The sequence below is a fragment of the Aestuariivirga litoralis genome, from assembly GCF_015714715.1.
Taxonomy (GTDB): Bacteria; Pseudomonadota; Alphaproteobacteria; order Rhizobiales; family Aestuariivirgaceae; genus Aestuariivirga; species Aestuariivirga litoralis_A.
Map to the genome: position 1 here is coordinate 255,910 of NZ_WAHS01000001.1, position 18,891 is coordinate 274,800.

The 18,891-nt window shown below is 57.3% G+C and carries 23 protein-coding genes; 12 read left to right on the forward strand and 11 right to left on the reverse strand.

Features of this window, described 5'->3' with window-relative positions:
- The 5 genes from F8B91_RS01325 to F8B91_RS01345 form a co-directional block, all read right to left on the reverse strand.
- Complete coding sequence (locus F8B91_RS01325) at nt 1-615, reverse strand: pyridoxamine 5'-phosphate oxidase family protein (protein ID WP_196501919.1); 615 nt, start codon at nt 613-615, stop codon at nt 1-3.
- A gap of 44 nt (nt 616-659) precedes the next feature.
- Complete coding sequence (locus F8B91_RS01330) at nt 660-1,001, reverse strand: tRNA-binding protein (protein WP_196501920.1); 342 nt, start codon at nt 999-1,001, stop codon at nt 660-662.
- The gene (gene proC, locus F8B91_RS01335; RefSeq protein ID WP_196501921.1) at nt 998-1,822 is read right to left on the reverse strand and encodes a pyrroline-5-carboxylate reductase; all 825 of its coding nucleotides are present in this window, start codon (nt 1,820-1,822) and stop codon (nt 998-1,000) included. The genes F8B91_RS01330 and proC overlap by 4 nt, the downstream gene beginning before the upstream one ends.
- The gene (locus tag F8B91_RS01340) at nt 1,819-2,316 is read right to left on the reverse strand and encodes a YbjN domain-containing protein (protein WP_196501922.1); all 498 of its coding nucleotides are present in this window, start codon (nt 2,314-2,316) and stop codon (nt 1,819-1,821) included. The genes proC and F8B91_RS01340 overlap by 4 nt, the downstream gene beginning before the upstream one ends.
- 115 nt (nt 2,317-2,431) lie before the next feature.
- The gene (locus F8B91_RS01345; RefSeq protein WP_196501923.1) at nt 2,432-2,686 is read right to left on the reverse strand and encodes an accessory factor UbiK family protein; all 255 of its coding nucleotides are present in this window, start codon (nt 2,684-2,686) and stop codon (nt 2,432-2,434) included.
- An 88-nt stretch (nt 2,687-2,774) separates the two neighbouring features.
- Here F8B91_RS01345 and lgt point away from each other — a divergent pair, with 88 nt between their 5' ends.
- The 7 genes from lgt to F8B91_RS01380 all read left to right on the forward strand — a co-directional run bounded on the left by lgt (nt 2,775) and on the right by F8B91_RS01380 (nt 8,829).
- Nucleotides 2,775-3,581 (forward strand): prolipoprotein diacylglyceryl transferase, encoded by an 807-nt coding sequence (lgt, locus tag F8B91_RS01350; RefSeq protein WP_196501924.1) that lies wholly within the window; start codon nt 2,775-2,777, stop codon nt 3,579-3,581.
- The gene (locus F8B91_RS01355; RefSeq protein WP_348641708.1) at nt 3,551-4,618 is read left to right on the forward strand and encodes a class I SAM-dependent methyltransferase; all 1,068 of its coding nucleotides are present in this window, start codon (nt 3,551-3,553) and stop codon (nt 4,616-4,618) included. The genes lgt and F8B91_RS01355 overlap by 31 nt, the downstream gene beginning before the upstream one ends.
- Complete coding sequence (gene pgeF / locus F8B91_RS01360; RefSeq protein ID WP_196501925.1) at nt 4,615-5,376, forward strand: peptidoglycan editing factor PgeF; 762 nt, start codon at nt 4,615-4,617, stop codon at nt 5,374-5,376. The genes F8B91_RS01355 and pgeF overlap by 4 nt, the downstream gene beginning before the upstream one ends.
- Entirely contained in the window at nt 5,373-6,062 is a 690-nt protein-coding gene (locus F8B91_RS01365; protein WP_196501926.1) for a hypothetical protein, read from the forward strand. Before pgeF ends, F8B91_RS01365 begins: the two co-directional genes overlap by 4 nt.
- A 105-nt stretch (nt 6,063-6,167) precedes the next feature.
- Nucleotides 6,168-7,100 carry a ribose-phosphate pyrophosphokinase gene (locus F8B91_RS01370; protein WP_196503856.1) on the forward strand — a complete coding sequence of 311 codons (933 nt, stop codon included), beginning with the start codon at nt 6,168-6,170 and terminating at the stop codon, nt 7,098-7,100.
- Nucleotides 7,101-7,150: 50 nt separating this feature from the next.
- Complete coding sequence (locus F8B91_RS01375) at nt 7,151-8,071, forward strand: ABC transporter ATP-binding protein (RefSeq protein WP_196501927.1); 921 nt, start codon at nt 7,151-7,153, stop codon at nt 8,069-8,071.
- Complete coding sequence (locus tag F8B91_RS01380; RefSeq protein WP_196501928.1) at nt 8,068-8,829, forward strand: ABC transporter permease; 762 nt, start codon at nt 8,068-8,070, stop codon at nt 8,827-8,829. Before F8B91_RS01375 ends, F8B91_RS01380 begins: the two co-directional genes overlap by 4 nt.
- On the opposite strand, the gene F8B91_RS01385 is transcribed toward F8B91_RS01380, so the two are convergent.
- The gene (locus F8B91_RS01385) at nt 8,826-9,890 is read right to left on the reverse strand and encodes a glycosyltransferase (RefSeq protein WP_196501929.1); all 1,065 of its coding nucleotides are present in this window, start codon (nt 9,888-9,890) and stop codon (nt 8,826-8,828) included. The two genes, F8B91_RS01380 and F8B91_RS01385, sit on opposite strands and share 4 nt — an antisense overlap.
- A 22-nt stretch (nt 9,891-9,912) precedes the next feature.
- Between F8B91_RS01385 and rfbD the strand changes: the two genes are divergently transcribed.
- Genes rfbD through rfbB form a run of 5 tightly spaced genes read left to right on the forward strand, consistent with a single transcriptional unit; the run spans nt 9,913 to nt 14,500 of the window.
- Entirely contained in the window at nt 9,913-10,806 is an 894-nt protein-coding gene (gene rfbD, locus F8B91_RS01390) for a dTDP-4-dehydrorhamnose reductase (RefSeq protein ID WP_196501930.1), read from the forward strand.
- Complete coding sequence (locus tag F8B91_RS01395) at nt 10,807-12,018, forward strand: glycosyltransferase family 2 protein (protein ID WP_196501931.1); 1,212 nt, start codon at nt 10,807-10,809, stop codon at nt 12,016-12,018. It abuts the gene before it with no gap.
- Between the two features lie 37 nt (nt 12,019-12,055).
- Nucleotides 12,056-12,955, forward strand: coding sequence for a glucose-1-phosphate thymidylyltransferase RfbA (gene rfbA / locus F8B91_RS01400; RefSeq protein WP_196501932.1), 900 nt, complete (start codon nt 12,056-12,058; stop codon nt 12,953-12,955).
- The gene (rfbC, locus tag F8B91_RS01405) at nt 12,936-13,505 is read left to right on the forward strand and encodes a dTDP-4-dehydrorhamnose 3,5-epimerase (RefSeq protein ID WP_196501933.1); all 570 of its coding nucleotides are present in this window, start codon (nt 12,936-12,938) and stop codon (nt 13,503-13,505) included. Before rfbA ends, rfbC begins: the two co-directional genes overlap by 20 nt.
- Nucleotides 13,499-14,500 (forward strand): dTDP-glucose 4,6-dehydratase, encoded by a 1,002-nt coding sequence (gene rfbB, locus F8B91_RS01410; RefSeq protein WP_196501934.1) that lies wholly within the window; start codon nt 13,499-13,501, stop codon nt 14,498-14,500. Before rfbC ends, rfbB begins: the two co-directional genes overlap by 7 nt.
- Before the next feature lie 161 nt (nt 14,501-14,661).
- On the opposite strand, the gene F8B91_RS01415 is transcribed toward rfbB, so the two are convergent.
- The 5 genes from F8B91_RS01415 to F8B91_RS01430 form a co-directional block, all read right to left on the reverse strand.
- On the reverse strand, nt 14,662-15,492 hold the full coding sequence (locus tag F8B91_RS01415; protein WP_196501935.1) for a hypothetical protein: 831 nt from the start codon (nt 15,490-15,492) through the stop codon (nt 14,662-14,664).
- 339 nt (nt 15,493-15,831) lie between these two features.
- Entirely contained in the window at nt 15,832-16,107 is a 276-nt protein-coding gene (locus F8B91_RS17125; protein ID WP_432432021.1) for a hypothetical protein, read from the reverse strand.
- Between the two features lie 14 nt (nt 16,108-16,121).
- Entirely contained in the window at nt 16,122-16,451 is a 330-nt protein-coding gene (locus F8B91_RS17130) for a DUF6492 family protein (RefSeq protein ID WP_432432022.1), read from the reverse strand.
- A gap of 347 nt (nt 16,452-16,798) precedes the next feature.
- Nucleotides 16,799-17,767, reverse strand: coding sequence for a glycosyltransferase family 2 protein (locus tag F8B91_RS01425; protein ID WP_196501937.1), 969 nt, complete (start codon nt 17,765-17,767; stop codon nt 16,799-16,801).
- Between the two features lie 185 nt (nt 17,768-17,952).
- Nucleotides 17,953-18,891, reverse strand: coding sequence for a glycosyltransferase family 8 protein (locus F8B91_RS01430; RefSeq protein ID WP_196501938.1), 939 nt, complete (start codon nt 18,889-18,891; stop codon nt 17,953-17,955).

An 18,891-nucleotide genomic window follows, 5' to 3' on the forward strand; every position in this document is an offset into this window, starting at 1 on the left:
CTACCACATCGTCTTGGCGGCGCGTCCCGGCCATTCATCGTCATAGGCTTTGGCGTCGATGCCGTGCTGGGTCAACTCGTCGAGGATCTCACCGGCGGTCGGCAGTGCATCCTTGGGGATATGCTTCATCTCATCCCAAAGGCCAGCGCGGATCACGGCGCGGGCGCATTGGAAGTAACAGGCCTCAACCTTGATCACCATCACGGTGCGCGGGCGTTTGCCTTCCATTTCGAAGGAGGCGCAGAGATCCGTATCAGCCGTAAGCATCGCCGTACCGTTGACGCGGAAGGTGGTGCCGCTGCCGGGCAGGAGGAACAGCAGCGCCACGCGCGGATCGATCAGGATGTTGCGCAGCGAGTCGATGCGGTTGTTGCCGCGCCGGTCAGGCAGGGCCAATGTATGTTCGTCGATCACCCGCACAACGGCGCCCGCATCACCGCGCGGGCTGCAATCCAGCCCGCCAAGACCTGCGGTGGCGATGGCAACAAAGGGTGAAGCCTCGATCAGCTTGCGATAATGCGGCGTGACAAAGCTTGCTTCCTTCGCGGTCGAGGCGAGGGTGGGCAGCGGCTGGTACAGCGCTTCAAGTTCGGCAAGTGAGTTGATCGGTTCCATGATGAATGGCTCCCTCTCACTGCTTTATGACAAAAGCTGGGCCTTTAGAAAAGTTTCCCGCCATTGGGGACTGCAAGCGACGGCCCGATCAGCACCACGCCGCCGCCGTCATCGGGGAAGCCGAGGGTCAAGACTTCGGACATGAAGGGCCCGATCTGTCGCGGGGGGAAGTTGACCACCGCGGCCACTTGCCGGCCCATCAGGGTTTCGGGCGTATAATGTTTGGTGATCTGGGCGGAGGATTTCTTCACACCCAAGGTATCGCCGAAATCGATCTTCAATTTGAAGGCTGGTTTGCGGGCCTCCGGAAAGGGCTCGACGCCCACAATTGTGCCGATGCGGATATCGACCTTTTCGAAATCAGCAAAGCTGATGGGCTCACTCACTTGGCGAGTTCCTTGGAGCGGGCGGCAGCGGCGGCCACGGCCTTTTCCATCAGCGGCTTCATGCCACTATCATCAGCCATAAGAACCTGCAGGGCGGCATAGGTGGTGCCGTTCGGCGAGGTCACGTTCTGGCGCAGCACGGCTGCGTCGGTGCCCGACTGGCGCATCAATTCACCAGCGCCAGAAACCGTGGCGCGTGCGAGTTGGGTGGAGAGTTCCTTTGAGAGGCCGAGCTTCTCTCCAGCCGAGGCCAGAACTTCTGCCAGCAGAAATACATAAGCCGGGCCGGAGCCAGAGACGGCGGTGACGAAATCAATCGCCTCTTCATTGTCCACCTTCACCACTTCGCCGGTGGAAGAGAGCAGGGCTTCAGCCAATTGCATTTGGGCAGGCGAAACATGCGCGTTGCCGACCATGGCGGTGATGCCGCGGCCGATGGCGGCGGGCGTGTTCGGAATGGTGCGGATGACGCTGGCATCAGCGCCGAAGGCAGCTTCAAAAGTGGCGATGGTTTTGCCCGCTGCGACTGAAAGCACCAGCGGTTTGGATTTTGCCAGAGGGGCAAGCGGCGGCAAGGCCTCGCTCATCATCTGCGGCTTCACCGCAATGACGAGAACCTGCGCATCCTTGATGTCGGCGATCGGCGGATTGAGGCGCACTTTTTGCTTGGCGAGCCACTCCACCACTTCGGGGGCTGGCCTCGGATCAAGCGCCACGATATGGGCCGGATCAGCGCCGCCCTTCAGCCAGCCTTCCAGCATGGCGCCACCCATCTTGCCGCAACCGAGCAATACCAGCGTGCCATTCAGTTTGAGGCTCATGCTTCCCCCATGGTTTCGAGCAGGGCGTTTTGCAGCGCCTTTTCGGCGGGCTGCCCTGCCCAGATGACAAAGTTCACGGCGGGATAATAGCTATGTGTGGCGTCAACGCCAGCGCGGATCAATGTCTCGCATTGGGCTTCGTTGACTTCGGCACCGCCGGCCAGAAGCAGGGCATCGCGATACAGGATCGAGCCATCTTCCCACAGATCAAAATGGCCATGCAGCAATTGCGCGTTGATGAGGTTTAGAAGCCGCGTCACTTCCAGGCGGCGGGCGGCGGGTACTTTGAGATCCAGCGTGCAGGCGAAGTGCAGGCTCTCCATATCATCGCGCCAAGTGAGAGAGATGTTGAGATCAGACCAACTGCCGCCCACCAGCATCACCACTTCATGGTCATTGGTGCGGTCCATGCGCCAGCTGCGGGCCTCAGCTAATTGCTCCACCCGGTCAAGCGGGTTGGTGCTGTGGCGTTCCAAGTGTTGTGATGCAGGCATCTGTTCTCCAAACACGAATCGTCTGTGCTGTGCTCGCGAATGTGGCGGAGCCACAGGAAGGCATCAATGCACGCACTGATTCCTCCACATGAGAATTTAGGGATGTGTTTGTGGCTTATTTGCCTTCGAGCTTTTTCTCGAGCTGGCTGATGCGTGATTCGAGCCGCATGTTTTCAAGGCGCGCTTTCTCGATCATGTCTTTCGCAACATCGAATTCTTCGCGCTTTACGACATTGAGATTGTTCAGCACACGTTCGACCTGGGTTTGCACCAGTGTGTCGATTTCCTTGCGCACGCCCTGGGCGGCGCCGGCGGCATTGCTCATCAGCTTGGCGAGCTCGTCAAAAAAACGCGAATTGGTGGCTGGCATGGCAAACTCCTGTTGGCGCATAGCTATGCGCAGTTGATGCGGCTTTCAAGTGCTTGCGTGCCATGAGCTTAATTGGCATGGAACGGCCATGTTCTCGGTTATCACCTTGCCGCATATGTCGCCGAACCTGATCGAGTGGGGACCGTTGGTCATCCGCTGGTACGGGCTGGCCTATGTGGGCGGGCTGCTGTTTGCGGTGTGGTACATCAAGCGGCTTCTGGTCACGCCTTCTCTGTGGGGCGACCGCGCGCCGACGATGTCGCCGAAGCAAGTTGATGACATGTTCGTGTGGATGTTTCTGGGTGTCGTCGCAGGTGGCAGATTGGGCTATGTGCTGCTCTACCAACCTCTCAAATACCTACAGCATCCACTTGAAATATTTCATGTTTGGGATGGTGGTATGTCATTCCATGGCGGCTTCCTGGGCGTGGTCGTGGCCTGTTATTTCTATGGCCGCCGGGTGGGTGAAACGCTGGACAAAATGCTGGATCTAGGTGCCGCTGCCACACCCGTTGGGCTGGGTTTGGGGCGGTTGGCGAACTTCGTGAATGGCGAGCTTTTTGGCCGAGAAAGTGATCTGCCCTGGGCGATGATTTTCCCCGGCCAGACGGAGGCCCGCCACCCCAGCCAGCTCTATGAATTTTTGCTCGAGGGCGTTCTGCTTTTCGTGCTGGTGCGGATTGCCACGCACCGGTTTCAGGCGCTGGCGCATCCGGGCCGGGCGTCTGGAATTTTTGCGCTGACCTATGGGCTGTCGCGCATCATCATTGAATTCTTCCGCGTGCCGGATCCGTTCATCGGCTATTATTTCGGCTTCATCACGCAGGGCATGATCTATTCGCTGCCGCTGGTGGCGGTGGGCGTGTGGCTTCTGCTGCGGTCGAGGCTGACATGAAAGAGCTGATCAAAAGCATCATCGAGACCGAAGGCCCGCTGCCGATGGACCGCTATATGGCTTTGTGCCTCGGCCATCCGAAGCTGGGTTATTATATGAACCGCGATCCGTTCGGTGCGCTGGGTGATTTCACCACCGCGCCAGAGATCAGCCAGATTTTCGGCGAAATGATCGGCATCTGGTGCGTGGCGGCGTGGGAGGCGATTGGTTCGCCTGATCCGTTTTTGCTGGTGGAATTGGGGCCGGGACGGGGCACGCTGATGCAGGACGTTCTGCGCACCACGTCGCGCATGGCGGAGTTTCAAGCGGCCGCACGCGTGCACATGGTGGAAACGAGCCCGGTGTTGCGCAAGCTGCAGCAGGAGAAGCTGGGCGAGACAGTTACCTGGCATGACTCCATCGAAAGCCTGCCTCAGGAACCGATGATCTTTGTGGCCAATGAGTTTTTCGATGCGTTGCCCGTGCGGCAGATCGTGAAGCGAGGCAACGCCTTCTTTGAGCGCTGCGTGGGATTGCAGGACGGATTGCTGACGCTGGTCGATGTGCCGGCACCGCGTTTCAATTTTGAATCTGATGGCGTGCAGGAAATTTCGCCTGTGTCGCACGCCATTGCGATGGAGCTGGGTGCGCGCATTCAGGCACTGGGCGGGGCAGGGTTGGTCATTGATTACGGCCATCTGAAAACGGGCGTGGGCGACACGGTGCAAGCGCTGAAGAACCACAAACCTTGCGGCATTCTGGAATTTCCGGGTGAGAGCGATCTGACCGCGCATGTGGATTTTGATGCGCTGGATTACGGTTTCACGCAGGGTGGTGCGGCGGCTTTGCCGCCGATGACGCAAGGCGCTTTTCTGAAAGCAATGGGGCTGGAGCAGCGCCTCACTGCCTTGGCCACCAAGCTGGAAGGCAAGGCGCAGACCGATTTCACTGCGGGTGCGCGTCGCCTTGTTGATGACAAAGAGATGGGACAGTTATTTAAAGTGATTGCCGTGGCGCAGGCACAGCGCCAGCCGGTCTATCCGTTTGAGGGCACATGATTTCAGCACGCGAACTTGAATTGCCGGGCATCGCGCATGGCTTCTTCACCCGTGAGGGTGGCCATTCGCAGGGGCTCTATGCGTCGCTGAATGCCGGGCTGGGCAGTGGTGATGATCTCGACGCGGTGCGCAAAAATCGCGCCAAAGTGGCTTGCAAACTGGGCGTTGAAACCGATCATCTGGTCTCCGGCTATCAGGTGCATGGTATCGACGTTGCCGTTGTTACTGGCCCACTCGCCGAACGGCCCAAGGTGGACGGGCTCGTGTCCAACACGCCCGGCGTGGCGCTGGGCATCCTCACCGCTGATTGCGGGCCGGTGCTTTTTGCCGATGCCGAAGCCGGCGTGATCGGCGCGTGCCATGCCGGCTGGAAGGGTGCGCTGACCGGGGTTTACCGTACCACCGTTGAAGAGATGGAAAAGCTGGGGGCTGAACGCTCCCGCATCGTGGCTGTGTTGGGGCCGACGATTTCGCAAAAGTCTTATGAAGTTGGGCCGGAATTTCCGGATGCCTTTCTGAAGGTCGATCAGGGGCACAAAGCTTACTTCATCCCCTCCGTGAAGGAGCGGCATCATATGTTTGATCTGCCTCAGTTTTTGACCGATGAAATGAAGCGCATGGGGCTTGCGCAAGCCGTCAATCTGGGGCTCTGCACCTATGCCGATGAAGCGCGGTTTTATTCCTTCCGGCGGGCCACACACCGGCAGGAAAAAGATTTTGGGCGGTTGATTTCAGGTATCGCGCTGAGGGCCGATTGAAAGCCCTTCTTGTCATTGCCGCCCTGCTGCTTGCGGCCTGTACGGATGGCTCTTCACTGCTGGAGAAACCCGCGCCGCAGCAGGTGACCTCTGACTCATTGGTCACGCCGCCATGGCAGACCATGGTGCGGGCGGGGCCTGGGGCCGAAAAGGACATCGACTACGAAACGCTGGATGGCGTGCCGCAGCCTTCCACCGATGCGCCGCCACCGCTTTCCACTGCCGACATGGCACAAGCCAAGCCAGAAGCACTGCCGCTTGATACCAAGCCTGCGGCACCTGCACCCGATGCCAAGCCGACGGCTAAGCCAGATGCCAAGCCCGGCACGGCGATTAACGCCGTGGCGGTGGTTGCCGTAACGGGCGGCTCAGCGCAGGGCTCCAAGGACCTCACGCTGGCCATGCGCAAAGTGTTGCGCGATGCGGGCTGGCCGGTGGTCGACAAGCCGCGGCCTGATGCGCTGATCATCCGGGGCAAGGTGGCGCTGGATGCGGCAAATGGGCCCAGCCAGGCTGTGCATATTACTTGGGCAATTGCGTCGCCCAAGGGCAAGGATTTGGGCGTGGTGTCGCAGAACAATGATGTTCCGGCGCATTCCCTGGACGGAGCGTGGGGCCAAACAGCTGATTTCGCCGCGCAAGCTGCATCTGATGGGATTTTCAAGCTGATCGCGCAATATCGTTAAACTTGTTCTTGATAACTGGATTGCGCTGCAAAAAGAATCTGGTTTTTTGTCATCGGCGCGTTATAGAAGCCCAACCCTCAAGGCTTCAGGACCAGCGCTGCGATGATGAAGATTGTTTCCGGCAATTCCAACCGGCCGCTGGCGGAAGCGATTGGCGCTTACCTGAGCATCCCACCGGTGAAAGCCGTGGTGAAGCGCTTCAACGACATGGAAGTGTTCGTCGAGATCCAGGAAAATGTGCGCGGCCACGACATGTTCGTGATCCAGTCCACCAGCTTTCCGGCCAATGACCATCTGATGGAACTGCTGATCATCATTGATGCGCTGCGCCGTTCCTCGGCCAAGCGCATCACCGCCGTGCTGCCCTATTTCGGTTATGCGCGGCAGGACCGGCGCGCTTCAGGCCGCACGCCGATTTCAGCCAAGCTGGTCGCCAATCTCATTACCCATGCGGGCGTGGACCGGGTGCTGACGCTTGATCTCCATGCTGGTCAAATCCAGGGCTTCTTTGACATCCCGACCGACAACCTTTTCTCAGGTCCGGTCTTCGCGCGTGACATCAAGCAGCACAACAACCTGGCCAACACCGCCGTGGTTTCGCCTGACGTGGGCGGCGTGGTGCGTGCGCGTGCGCTGGCCAAGCGGCTGGATTGCCCGCTGGCCATCGTGGACAAGCGCCGCGAGCGCGCCGGCGAAAGCGAAGTGATGAACATCATCGGTGATGTGAACGGCAAGTCCTGCATCCTGATCGACGACATTGTGGATTCAGGCGGCACGCTGGTGAACGCCGCCGATGCACTGGTGGCCAAGGGCGCCAAGGACGTGACGGCTTATATCACGCACGGCGTTCTGTCGGGCGGTGCTGTGGCGCGCATCACTGGCTCGAAACTGAAGAATCTGGTGATCACCGACTCGATCCAGCCCACTGAGGCTGTGCGCGTGGCCAAGAACATCCGGGTGATTTCCATCGCCTCGCTGATCGGCGAAGCCATCGGCCGAACCAACCGCGAAGAGAGCGTGTCCAGCCTGTTTGAATAAGTTTCCGGCTGGCCTTGTGGCGGGAATGTGGCAGGCCTATATGAGCGCCCATGCCTTCCATTTTGAGTATTTCGGGTCTGTCCAAGACCTATAAAACCGGCTTTTCGGCGCTGAAGAATATCGACCTTGAGATTCCCAAGGGCGAGATTTTTGCTCTGCTAGGCCCCAACGGCGCGGGCAAAACCACGCTGATCTCGATCATTTGCGGCATTGTCACCAAATCCTCTGGCCAGGTGCTGGTGGGCGGGCATGACAATGTGAGCGATTACCGCGCGGCGCGCGCGATGATCGGGCTGGTGCCGCAGGAACTGTCGCTGCCGATCTTCGACAAGGTGTGGGACACGATTGCCTTTTCGCGCCGCCTGTTCGGAAAGCCGCGCAATGACGCGCTGCTGGAAAAAATCCTGAAGCAGCTTTCGCTGTGGGACAAGAAAGACGAAAAGATCATGACGCTGTCAGGCGGCATGAAGCGGCGCGTGCTGATCGCAAAGGCGCTGGCGCATGAGCCGCAGGTTCTGTTCCTCGATGAACCCACCGCCGGTGTGGACGTGGAGTTGCGCAAGGACATGTGGAACGTGGTGCGTGAGCTGCGCGAGAATGGCACCACCATCATCCTCACCACGCATTATATCGAAGAAGCCGAGGAAATGGCTGACCGCGTGGGCGTGATCAGCAAGGGTGAGCTGATCCTGGTGGAGCGCAAATCTGCCCTCATGGAAAAGATGGGGCAGAAGCATCTCAATGTGATGCTGGAAAAGCCGCTGGCCAAGTTGCCCAAGAAGGTGGCTGATCTGGGCTTCAACCTGGCTTCGAACGGCAAGAGCCTGACTTATCTTTACGATTCAAAGCATGAGCGGCCCGATGTGGCCAAGCTGCTGGCGGCATTGGCTACGGCCAAGATCGGCTATACGGATTTGTCCACACAGCAAAGTTCGCTTGAAGAAATTTTCCTGGGGTTGGTGAAGCAATGAATCTGCGCGGTGTGCAAGCCATTTTCTATTATGAGATGCACCGGTTTTTCCGGACGCTGTTCCAGAGCCTGATCTCGCCGGTGATTTCCACCACGTTGTATTTCGTGGTGTTTGGTGCGGCAATCGGCGGGCGGATTTCGCAGATCGAGGGCGTGGCTTATGGTGCCTTCATCGTTCCCGGCATGATCATGCTGGCGCTGCTGGGGCAGAGCATTTCCAACGGCTCGTTCGGCATTTATTTCCCGCGCTTTTCCGGCACGATTTATGAATATCTGTCAGCACCTGTTTCGGCGTTTGAAATGGTGCTGGGCTTTGTGGGCGCTGCCGCCGCCAAGAGCATGCTGATTGGTCTGGTGATTCTGGCCACCAGCTATTTGTTTGTGCCGGTGACGATTGCGCATCCGTTCTGGATGCTGCTGTTCCTGGTGCTGACGGCGGTGACCTTCTCGCTGTTCGGCTTCATCATCGGCCTGTGGGCGGATGGATTTGAAAAACTGCAGATCATCCCGCTGCTGGTGGTGACACCGCTGACATTCTTGGGAGGCAGTTTCTATTCGATCAAGGTGCTGCCGGATTTTTGGCAGGCAGTGAGCTATTTCAATCCGGTGGTCTATCTGATCAGCGGTTTCCGCTGGTCCTTCTATGAAGTGTCGGATGTGAGCCTTGGCATTGCGCTTTCCATGACGGTGGTTTTCATGCTGATCTGCCTGAGCTGTGTGTGGTGGATTTTCCACACGGGCTACCGCCTGAAGAACTAGGCTTCCATAAACACGAAGCGGTAGGGGTTCAGCACTGGCGGGGGCAATTCTGCAGGGTCCACTTTCGTATTCATGCGGAACCTGCTGTGGAACCGTGGATGCCAGGCATTGGCATTGGCTTGTGCATGGACATTTATACCCGAGATTTCCTTCAACCAGTCCAGCACCCGCACCCGGTGGCGGATAGCCTTTTCAATGGTGCGCCCGTGAATGGCGGTCGGATCAGGTGGGTGCCTTTCCCAATGCCGCACTGCCCTTTCCACGAAGAAGGTATGGTCCCAAACAATCTTGGTGGTGGCCGAGTCGTAGAAATCGCTGCGACCACCGGTGGATTTTGTGCTGACGACGGGCAGGCCACAGAATTGATATTCGCCATTGGCGTAACAGCAACCTTCAGTGCGGGACAGGCTGATGCCCGCGCCCGAGGCATTGTTGATGCGTGCCACTTCGCGTGGCGGCACAACAGTCAGCTTTCCATCGGGCGTGGCGTTGCTCCATGCCAGCGACTTGTATCCTGAGAAGGGTTCAAAATTATCTTTCTTCTCATGAAGAAAGGTGATGACCGCAATGTTCTTCACGCCCCAGGCGAGTTCGTGTCGTTTCCACTTTGTAAGGGCGGCATTGTGTACTGCGCGGAATTGTTTTTTCGCAGCAGGATCAGGCTTGAAAATGGTCTCGTCAAGAAAGGCATTCTGATGTGCACAAAATGCATTGAGGCCACGCGCTTTCAACAGTGCAACATCAGCTTCGCCAGGGCATAGAAAATGGAATGTGGCTTCCGGGCAAGGCCCAGCAGCTGCCAAGACGAAGTGCTGCAATTCATCAGCGACTTGAGCCACATCCCATGCTGGCGGAATAAGAACATGAAATGGCTTGCCCTTAGCCCGGGCACGGCAGAGGCCAAAACCCGCTTCCATGCTCCAACCGGATTTGATCACATAAACCAGGGGATCATCAAACAGTTGAAAAAACCGCGTGAGCATTTTCTCCCCTCGAAAAAGATGCAATTCATTTTGCGCTTGGCAAGGCTTTGTCATAACACGAGGCCTTGCAGGGGGCAATTTTGAACGTGCAGGTGCCAGTGTGAAGGTTTTGCTGTTGGGCGGTTCGGGGCAGGTGGGCTTTGAGCTGCAACGCGCCCTTGCGCCGGTGGCTGAAGTGATTGCGCCAGGATTTGATGGTCTGGCACGCGCTGACCTCAGCGACTTTGCGTTTCTCGAAAACCTGGTTTCCGGCGCCAAGCCGGACCTGGTGATCAATGCTGCGGCCCATACGGCAGTGGACAAGGCCGAGACTGAGCGCGAGCTGGCCAACATCATCAACGCGCAAGCGCCGGGCGTTTTGGCGCGCGCCGCCAAAAAGGCGGGTGCGCCTTTCATCCACTATTCGACCGATTATGTTTTTGATGGCAGTGGCGATGCGCCCCGCGGCGAAGACGATGTGGCAAAGCCTCTCAATCACTATGGTGCGAGCAAGCTGGCCGGCGAGGACGAAGTGCGCTCGGAAAATCCGCAGCACCTGATCCTGCGCACGTCATGGGTCTATGCACCACATGGCAAGAATTTTCCCAAGACCATGCTGCGGCTGGCACGCGAGAAAGATCTGCTGCAGGTGGTGGATGACCAGTTCGGTGCGCCCACATCTGCCGAGCTGGTCGCTGATGCCACAGTGCATGCGGCGCTTCGGCTGCGGCGCGTATCGGAAGTGGCGGGCACCTATCATCTGGTTGCATCAGGTTTCACAAGCTGGCATCGCTACGCCATGCATCTGCTTTCGGCTTCACATCAACAGGGCCTCATTCCGCGTTTGCCCAAGGTGGAGCCTGTGCCGGCGAAGCAATTTGCTACGGCGGCTGTGCGTCCGCAAAATTCGCGCCTTTCGAACGCCAAATTTCAGCGCGCTTTCGGATTGCGGCTGCCGGACTGGGAACAGGGCGTTGACCGTTTGGTGCGCGAACTGGCGAAGGCTAGCGTCTAAATGATCAAGTCATGGTTATTCTATCTGCTCAATGCTTGGGGTGCGTTTGGCCCGGCAAAGCAAGGCTTGATGGAAAAGCGCAAGGCTTTGCTGAAGCAGTTTCTGGCCAGCGATGAGCGCATCGTATTTCCAAAGCCGGTGCGGCCGCGCGCCACGCTGGTCATTCCGGTTTATAACCACGCCTATCACACGCTAGCCTGCCTGCTTTCGATCTTGCCGCAAGCAGGTCCCTGGCTGGAAGTCTTGGTGCAGGATGATTGCAGCACCGATGAAACGCAACAGCTGCTCAGCCGCTTCAGCAATATCAAGGTCGGGCGCGGTGCCACGAACCAGGGCTTCCTGCGCAATGTGAATGCGGCCATTGGCCAGGCGTCCGGTCGGCACATAGTGCTGATGAACAATGATGCGCGAATAATCGAAGGCCAGCTGTGCGCCGCGCTGGACCGGTTCGAGGCGGAAGAGAATTGCGGGCTGATGGGTGTGCGCGTGGCGCTGGCCAATGGGGGCCTGCAGGAAGCGGGCTGCGCCGTGTTCAGTGACGGCACGTCCAACGGCTATCTGCGGCACCGGCCAATTGATGATTTGCGCGCGCTGTTCACCCGCGATGTGGATTATTGCTCTGGCGTGTTCATCATTTTCGAGAAGAAGGTTTTCGAGAAGCTGGGCGGCTTCGATGAGGTTTATGCACCGGCTTATTATGAGGAAACCGATTTCTGCATGCGGCTGCATCGCGAGGGCCTCAATTGCATCTATTATCCCGGCCTGCTGATCGAGCATTTTGAATTCGGCAGCCGGCCCTCGCGCGGCGCGCGGGACCTGATCAAGCGCAACCGGCATGTGTTCCTGGAACGCTGGGGCAAAACGCTGGAGCAAGACGGCTATGGAACGCCGGCGCTTAATGTGAGTGACGCACTTGCGCGGCGGCGGCAAAAGCAGCCCAGGCGCTTGCTGGTGACTGATCGTGCCACACTTACGCGCGAGGAGATTGCCCGGCAGGCCAAGGGTGCTGGTGTGTTGACGGTCTATGTTCTGGGTGGCCAGCGACAGGAGCTGTTGGCGATGATCCAGGCCACGGATTTTGCCCACGAATTCGTGATTGGTAGCAGTGCCGGTCAGCTGCGGCGCTTCGTGGCCGGGCGCAAAGACCTGTTTGACGAAATCAGGGCCAGCGGCGATAAGGCGGGCCGGTTGACCGCCCGGCTCAAAGCCTAGAGATTCGGCTGAAGCTTCGGGTCAGATTGGGGATGTGATGAAAGGTATCGTTCTTGCGGGAGGCTCGGGGACCAGGCTGCGGCCTGCGACCCTGCCGATCTCCAAACAGCTTTTGCCTGTCTATGACAAGCCGATGATCTATTACCCGTTGAGCGTTTTTCTGCAGGCGGGGATCAAGGACATCCTGATCATCACGCGGCCGGAAGAAATTGAAATTTTCCGCAAGCTGCTGGGCGATGGCAGCGCCTTTGGGATCAACCTGCAATATGCGCCGCAGGCCAAGCCCAATGGGTTGGCCGAAGCCTTCATCATCGGTGAGGAATTCGTTGGCGACAGTTCGGCGGCACTGATCCTGGGCGACAATATTTTCTACGGCGAGGGCTTGGCCGACATGTGCATGCGTGCCTTCGCCAAGGCCGAAGCCCATGGCGAGGCCACGATTTTTGCCTATGGCGTATCTGATCCCGAGCGCTATGGCGTGGTGAGCTTTGATGCTACCGGTAAGGCGCAGACCATTGAGGAAAAGCCGGCCCAGCCCAAGTCCAACTGGGCCGTCACAGGGTTTTATATCTACGACAAGCGCGTGTGCCAGCATGCCAAGGCGATCAAGCCGTCGGCGCGGGGCGAGCTTGAGATCACCGATCTCAACCGCATCTATCTGGAAGCAGGCAAGCTTAATGTTGAAAAGCTGGGGCGTGGTTTTGCCTGGCTGGATACCGGCACGTTTGACAGTTTGCATGAAGCGTCATCGTTCGTGCGCACCATCGAATTGCGCCAGGGCATCAAGATTGCCTGCCTCGAAGAAATTGCGTTGGGCCGCGGCCTGATCACGCCGGACCAGGCAGAAGCCCAGGCCAAGGCGATGGGCAGCAATGAATATGCCACCTACATCATGAAACGCGCAGCAGAGACCCGGCATGGACGCCAGGGCGTTTAATATAGCAGGGCCGCTGGAGCTCACGCCGGTGCGCCACGGTGATGCGCGTGGCTATTTTACCGAGACCTTCAATCTGGCCAAGGCGAATGCCGCCGGCGTTGCCGAGACGGAATGGGTGCAGGACAACCAATCCTTTTCAGCGCCCGCGTTCACCTTGCGCGGCCTGCATTTTCAGTTGCCGCCCTTTGCGCAAGCCAAGATCGTGCGCGTGCTGAAGGGCCGTATTTTTGATGTGGCGGTGGATCTGCGCCGCGCGTCGAAAACCTTCGGCCAATGGGTCGGGGTTGAGCTTTCCGCTGAAAAGTTCAACCAGCTTTATGTGCCGCGAGGTTTTGCGCATGGCTTCCTTACGCTGGAGCCTGATGTGCTGGTGGCCTACAAGGTGTCGCATTATTATTCCGGCGCGCATGATCGCAGCCTGTCTTGGGCCGACGCCAGCTTGGGCATTGCTTGGCCGCTGCCCGAAGGCGTCAGCCCGGTTCTGTCGGCGAAGGATGCGGCCGCCCCGAAGCTCGAAGCATTGCAAGACGAATTGAAGGAGGCATGGTGAAACGCATTCTGGTCACAGGCGGGGCAGGCTTTATCGGCTCGGCACTTTGTCTTCATCTGGTGAAAGACCTTGGGCACAGGGTGATCAATGTTGACAAGCTGACCTATGCGGCGCGGCGCGAGAACCTGGCCGAGCTGGAAGGTCACAAGCTTTATGCGTTCCACCAGCTCGACATTGCAGACATGCCGGCCCTCGTTGCCTTGATGGCGGCGGAGCAGGTGGACGGCATCATCCATCTTGCGGCCGAAAGCCATGTGGACCGTTCCATCGACGGGCCGTTCGCCTTCATCAATACCAATATCGTCGGCACCTATCATCTGCTGGAAGCGGCGCGGGCGCATTACGTTGCGCTGGCGCCTGAGAAGAAGGCGGGTTTTCGCTTCCATCATGTTTCCACCGATGAAGTGTTTGGCGATCTGCCTTTCGACGATAGCAAATTCAGCGAAGACACGCCTTACAAGCCGTCGTCGCCTTACTCCGCCAGCAAAGCCTCTTCGGACCTGCTTGTGCGGGCTTGGCATCATACATTCGGCCTGCCGGTGGTCGTTTCCAATTGCAGCAACAATTATGGCCCGCGGCAGTTTCCGGAGAAACTCATTCCGCTGATGATCCTGACGGCGCTCGCTGAAAAGCCGCTGCCGGTTTACGGTGATGGCAAGAACGTGCGTGATTGGCTTTATGTGGGCGATCATGCACAGGCTTTGGCCGTGGTGTTTCTCAAGGGCGAGAATGGCCGCAGCTACAATGTGGGCGGAGAGGCCGAGCGCGCCAACATAGACGTGGTGAAAACCATCTGCAGCCTCTTGGACGCCAAGCGCCCACGTGCCAATGGTGAAAGCCATCATGCGTTGATCACCTATGTGACCGACCGTTTGGGCCATGACCGGCGCTACGCTATCGATTTTTCACGCATCAAGGATGAGCTGGGCTGGCAACCATCGGCCAGCTTTGAAGACGGCCTGGCCAAAACAGTCGATTGGTATCTGGCGCAGTGATCTATGTTGACGGTTCCCAGCTTTACCGCTTCATGCAGGCTGGGAAACCCGTTACCGGAATATAGCGGCTGACCCTCAAGTGAAGAATCAGATTGACGCGCTGATCACCTATGCGAGGCCGCGCGCCCGGTGGCAGTTTTCGCAAGAGCGGGCGCACTCATTCAGGTGACCGGGTTGGCCTTGCTCCAGCTTGCAAAAAGCGAGGTGAAGGCCGCGTCGGCAAAACGGGTCCAGCGCATCTCGTCATCCTTCTTCATCATGGCGGCATGAAATTTGGGATCTTGGCCGGCTTGATCGTAACGTTGCATCTTTTCCAGCTTGTCCGCCTGCGAGATGAACGGGCGTTGCAAATGATAGAGCCGTGCATTTAGTGGCCCATGCCAGGCCGGCACCAGCGGAAATTTCCATTTGGAAACATGGAAACCCGGCGTATGAATCCGCTTCACAAATTTCACTTGCTTGCGATTGAACAGGCGGAACTGAGTGTCAATGAACCAGAATGGTTGTTTGATGCGCTCGAAATGATCTTCCCGCCAGACCAGGTCATCGCGGTCAAAGCCGCAGATATTGCTGCTGGGATGGCTCACGAATTTCGCACAGTGTTGCAGCATTGCGAGATTGGGCACCTCATCGCAATCCACGCGCAAGATCCAGTCGGTGGGGGAAAGGTCTGTCAGGCGTTCGAAATTTGCTTCAATATAGTTTCCGGGATTTTCGTAGATCGCCACTTCGCACCCCAGCAGCCGCTCCACCTCGGCGCGCCTGCCTTGCTTCTTGGAGTCGAGTACATAAAACGGCTTCACACCCAATTGACCGAAGTAGAATGCCGAAAATTGCAGGGCGCGTGTTTCGCCGAACACCGGAACGATAATGGTAAAATCAGACATATCATTATTATGCACGATTGCGGATTTGACGACGATCAAAATCCGGCACGCTTTGGAAGTCTTGCCGAAAGGCGAAGATGCGCCGACCGTGAGGCCCAATATCATCTACCGTATGTTGGGACGTTGAGGTCCTTAGTTCATATTTTCTCGCCTGCGACTTGCAGTCTCGAATTCGGCTTCCAAGGTTTCCATTTCAATCCCGATCAATGATTGAATGCAAACCAGGGATTGTTGTGGTGCCAGCGAATTCACGAATGCACCAATGTTCTGCGTTTTCGCTTTTTCCTTGGACCAAAGCGTTTTGCAGTAGATCGTAAAATCCTCATATAAATTCGGATTGGTCTTTTGGATGTACAAGACAAATAGATCATAGAGGTTGTATTCGGAAAACATGAGCTTGGAGCCGATGGCTTCCTGCCACGGTTTGCCATGAAGTTTGGTCGGCTATTCCTGCATTGCTACTGCAGTGTCACGATGCCAAGCCATCATCGGGTCTTGAAGTGAGCGTTTTTTGACTTGATCTGGCGACAGCCCCAACAACTCGGTGCTCGATGAAATGAGCTTCCTTATGCTGTCGTCTACCATCGTGCCTTCGCCGGAAATCTGACCGTCTGAAGTGTCGGTTAAGTCTTGCCAGCCAAATCGCACTCTATTGCGGCGACACAATTCTCTAACATCGAAGGGCTTCACGAAGAAGGTATCGGAGTCATAAAATACCATGGCGGGCTGCGGCACTATCGAGGCCATCGAGGTTTTACCAGCTGTTGCATCTGCCAGCCGAATATCGGCCCATGGCGCCAGGACCACCACACGCGGCCTAAACGCATGAATGGGACTTTGCCAACGAATACTGTACTCTTCGGGAGGATTTCCCGCTTGTCGATAATTGTACGCTTTTCGCTGGAGAGATGCCTGAACAGCGGCATGTCGACTGGATCGACAATGATGTAGTGGTGCCAAGGCCCAGACAAAAAGGCGTCCATACTCCGGCAAAGTAGTTTGCACCGTCTGGCGTCTAGGCTGTAGCTCGGGGTGATTACGGCCCATTGCAGTTCTTCGGACATCCCGATCAATTGCCAAAAAGTTCGGGGCTTTGCAATCTGATCACTAAGGCTTTGATCTAAATGTTGCCTGGGGCAAGATCCCCATTACGGAGACAATCTTGCGTTTCGGATGGATTTCTCTCATGCGCCGCTTGCTGGGCGTCCACCCCTGGAGGGAGAGGCTGCCAATGTTCCTGAAAGCCTGGATTGAGCGCAGCCCAACCGCCGCTCCACCTCGGCGCGCCTGCTTTGCTTATTCGAGTCGAGTGCATAGAGCGGCTTCACGATAATGGTAAATCGGACGTATCATTATTATGCACGATTGCGGATTTGACGACGGATCAAAATCCGGCGCGCTCACGGTGCGTTCAGGCCGTTTTCAGGGCCAGTTTCAGAATGGCTTTCAGGCTAAGGAACCTGGAATGATTGCCCACTTTGAGGAGAACCTTGGCCAGGTGGCCTTTGCCATAAACAGGCGAGAGGCGGTCAAAGTTCTCGCTGAGGGCGTCCACGATATTGCGCGAAACGCGCTTCTTGTCGGCCTGGCTCCAGGGTCCTGAAATCCACTGGCGGCCACCGCCGAACAGGTTGCGCGAGAACAGGTTGTCGCCATGCATGCGGTAGGCCGAAAGTGGCGTGGAAATCGCAATCCATCCCGTAAGCGAGGACGCCAGAATGGCAAGCACGGCGTCAATACTCATCATGCCCGCTGCGTTTTGGCGCGGAAAGATCATGCTCAACAGGTCACGGCGATAGACGAGAGAAGAGCAGGGAGCGAATTCCCACCGGGCGGGGTAACCTTGCTCATGGAAAGTCAGATCGGGTGCTGCTTCATTCGCGCGCATGGCGGGTGGCAGGCTGGCGCCATTTTCCACCAGCGCATCGCGCTTCATGCCGCGTGAACGCGCAAAGCTGTTCCAGGTTTCCGCCAGAATCTCATTGGCGCCATTGACCAGCTTTGTATCGCTGCAGGTGAGACCAACGTTGACATGGGTGTTGAGATGGGCGGCCACATGCTGGGCCATGAATTCCGGCATCCACCAGTCATCGGCATCAAGGAAAGCCAGAAAGGTTCCGGTGGCGTGCTGCAGGCCTTGCCAGGAGGCCATGGTCTGTCCGGCATTGTGCGGGAGTTTGATTAGAGTGAAGCGCGGGTCCTTGAGCTGCTTCAGCTTGCGCTCGATTACCGCAGCCGAATTGTCGGTGGAGCAATCATCAACGATCACGCATTCGAAATTCTTGTAGGTCTGTCCGGCTACGCTGTCGATCGCCTGAGCAATGAAGGATTCATAGTTGTGGCAGGTAATCACAGCGGAAAATTTTGGCAGTTTTCCCATGGGCGCATGGCTGCGCGCATCCAGCAAGGAAGCATCGTGTTGGTGTGCTGACGAAATGATTCTGAGCACGCATAACCTTTGACGAGCAAAACTTGATACGGTTTTACGGGTCAAAAAATGTGATTGGAATGTACTTTAAGTTGAAATACCTAACTTTAGCAATCCATGGTGAACGAAAATGGTTATTAGGGTTGCAGGCCGGATTTTACGTGAAGGCGATAGCGCGCGCGGGTCATCACATCCAATTTGCGAAGTAAAACGCCCGCAATTTCCTTCACATCCAAAGTGGTGAAATCCTTGATCTCGAATTCAGGCCAAGGGCTATCTTTGAGCAGCGCGCGGTAGAGCTGTTTGTGACGCGCGGCTCCCGGCATCCACCAATGGGCCCAGGGCCTGTAATGGGCGGAGAAATGCCGCAGGATCGGCTTCTCCGGGAAATAGTCCACCATCACCGATGCAGCGTTCATCGCCACCGGCAGCGGTTGCCAGTTTCCCTGAAAACCAAGATTGAGCGCATCCTGGTCAGGATACGAAAAGTGAATTCCGGCTTGCAACTTGGCGTACCACAGCGCCGTACTTTGCTGCAGCAAATCATTCTTCAGCAATTGCTGCCAATCAAACAGCATCATGCCGCTGTTGAAATAACGTGCGCCGCGTGGCAGGCCGATTTTGCGCGGGTGATCGTGCCAGTGCTGCAGTGACCAAGGCATTGAGTGGTAGTCCTCGACGGCGCCGAGCATTTTGCCGTTGAGCTTGGCCTCCAGCAACGGAGTGATGCTCGTCAGGGCAAGGATGTCACTGTCGAGATAGAGCACGCGCCGATAATGCGGGGGTAGGAATGAGGTGAGAGCCATGCGCGCCATGGCCCCCACACCCCAGGAATTGGCGCTCACCAGGCTTTGGAGCAAGTCTGGAAAAACAGCATCAATGACATGAACATTTGCGCCATGCTGGGCGAGGAAGGCAGTGATCTTGGCTTTGTCTTCTGCGTCGGCATTTATCGTGACGACAAAGAGATCAGACTGCGCGTCGGCTCCTTGCTGGAAGCAGGAAAGCAACGTGCAAGCCGCCAGCGGCAGCCAGTTTTGCGTACAACAGACCACGATGGCGTAAGGATTGGGCAT

What these genes read in the sequence shown, in the direction of transcription:
- F8B91_RS01370 (WP_196503856.1), top strand. Translation starts at nt 6,168, where the DNA reads ATGAAGATTGTTTCCGGCAATTCCAACCGGCCGCTGGCGGAAGCGATT.
- F8B91_RS01425 (WP_196501937.1), bottom strand. Translation starts at nt 17,767, where the DNA reads ATGGGAAAACTGCCAAAATTTTCCGCTGTGATTACCTGCCACAACTAT.
- F8B91_RS01345 (WP_196501923.1), bottom strand. Translation starts at nt 2,686, where the DNA reads ATGCCAGCCACCAATTCGCGTTTTTTTGACGAGCTCGCCAAGCTGATG.
- F8B91_RS01415 (WP_196501935.1), bottom strand. Translation starts at nt 15,492, where the DNA reads ATGATATTGGGCCTCACGGTCGGCGCATCTTCGCCTTTCGGCAAGACT.
- rfbA (WP_196501932.1), top strand. Translation starts at nt 12,056, where the DNA reads ATGAAAGGTATCGTTCTTGCGGGAGGCTCGGGGACCAGGCTGCGGCCT.
- F8B91_RS01430 (WP_196501938.1), bottom strand. Translation starts at nt 18,891, where the DNA reads ATGCCCAATCCTTACGCCATCGTGGTCTGTTGTACGCAAAACTGGCTG.
- rfbC (WP_196501933.1), top strand. Translation starts at nt 12,936, where the DNA reads ATGGACGCCAGGGCGTTTAATATAGCAGGGCCGCTGGAGCTCACGCCG.
- F8B91_RS01340 (WP_196501922.1), bottom strand. Translation starts at nt 2,316, where the DNA reads ATGCCTGCATCACAACACTTGGAACGCCACAGCACCAACCCGCTTGAC.
- proC (WP_196501921.1), bottom strand. Translation starts at nt 1,822, where the DNA reads ATGAGCCTCAAACTGAATGGCACGCTGGTATTGCTCGGTTGCGGCAAG.
- F8B91_RS01375 (WP_196501927.1), top strand. Translation starts at nt 7,151, where the DNA reads ATGCCTTCCATTTTGAGTATTTCGGGTCTGTCCAAGACCTATAAAACC.
- rfbB (WP_196501934.1), top strand. Translation starts at nt 13,499, where the DNA reads ATGGTGAAACGCATTCTGGTCACAGGCGGGGCAGGCTTTATCGGCTCG.
- F8B91_RS01395 (WP_196501931.1), top strand. Translation starts at nt 10,807, where the DNA reads ATGATCAAGTCATGGTTATTCTATCTGCTCAATGCTTGGGGTGCGTTT.
- lgt (WP_196501924.1), top strand. Translation starts at nt 2,775, where the DNA reads ATGTTCTCGGTTATCACCTTGCCGCATATGTCGCCGAACCTGATCGAG.
- F8B91_RS01325 (WP_196501919.1), bottom strand. Translation starts at nt 615, where the DNA reads ATGGAACCGATCAACTCACTTGCCGAACTTGAAGCGCTGTACCAGCCG.
- F8B91_RS17130 (WP_432432022.1), bottom strand. Translation starts at nt 16,451, where the DNA reads ATGTCCGAAGAACTGCAATGGGCCGTAATCACCCCGAGCTACAGCCTA.
- F8B91_RS01380 (WP_196501928.1), top strand. Translation starts at nt 8,068, where the DNA reads ATGAATCTGCGCGGTGTGCAAGCCATTTTCTATTATGAGATGCACCGG.
- pgeF (WP_196501925.1), top strand. Translation starts at nt 4,615, where the DNA reads ATGATTTCAGCACGCGAACTTGAATTGCCGGGCATCGCGCATGGCTTC.
- F8B91_RS17125 (WP_432432021.1), bottom strand. Translation starts at nt 16,107, where the DNA reads ATGGTATTTTATGACTCCGATACCTTCTTCGTGAAGCCCTTCGATGTT.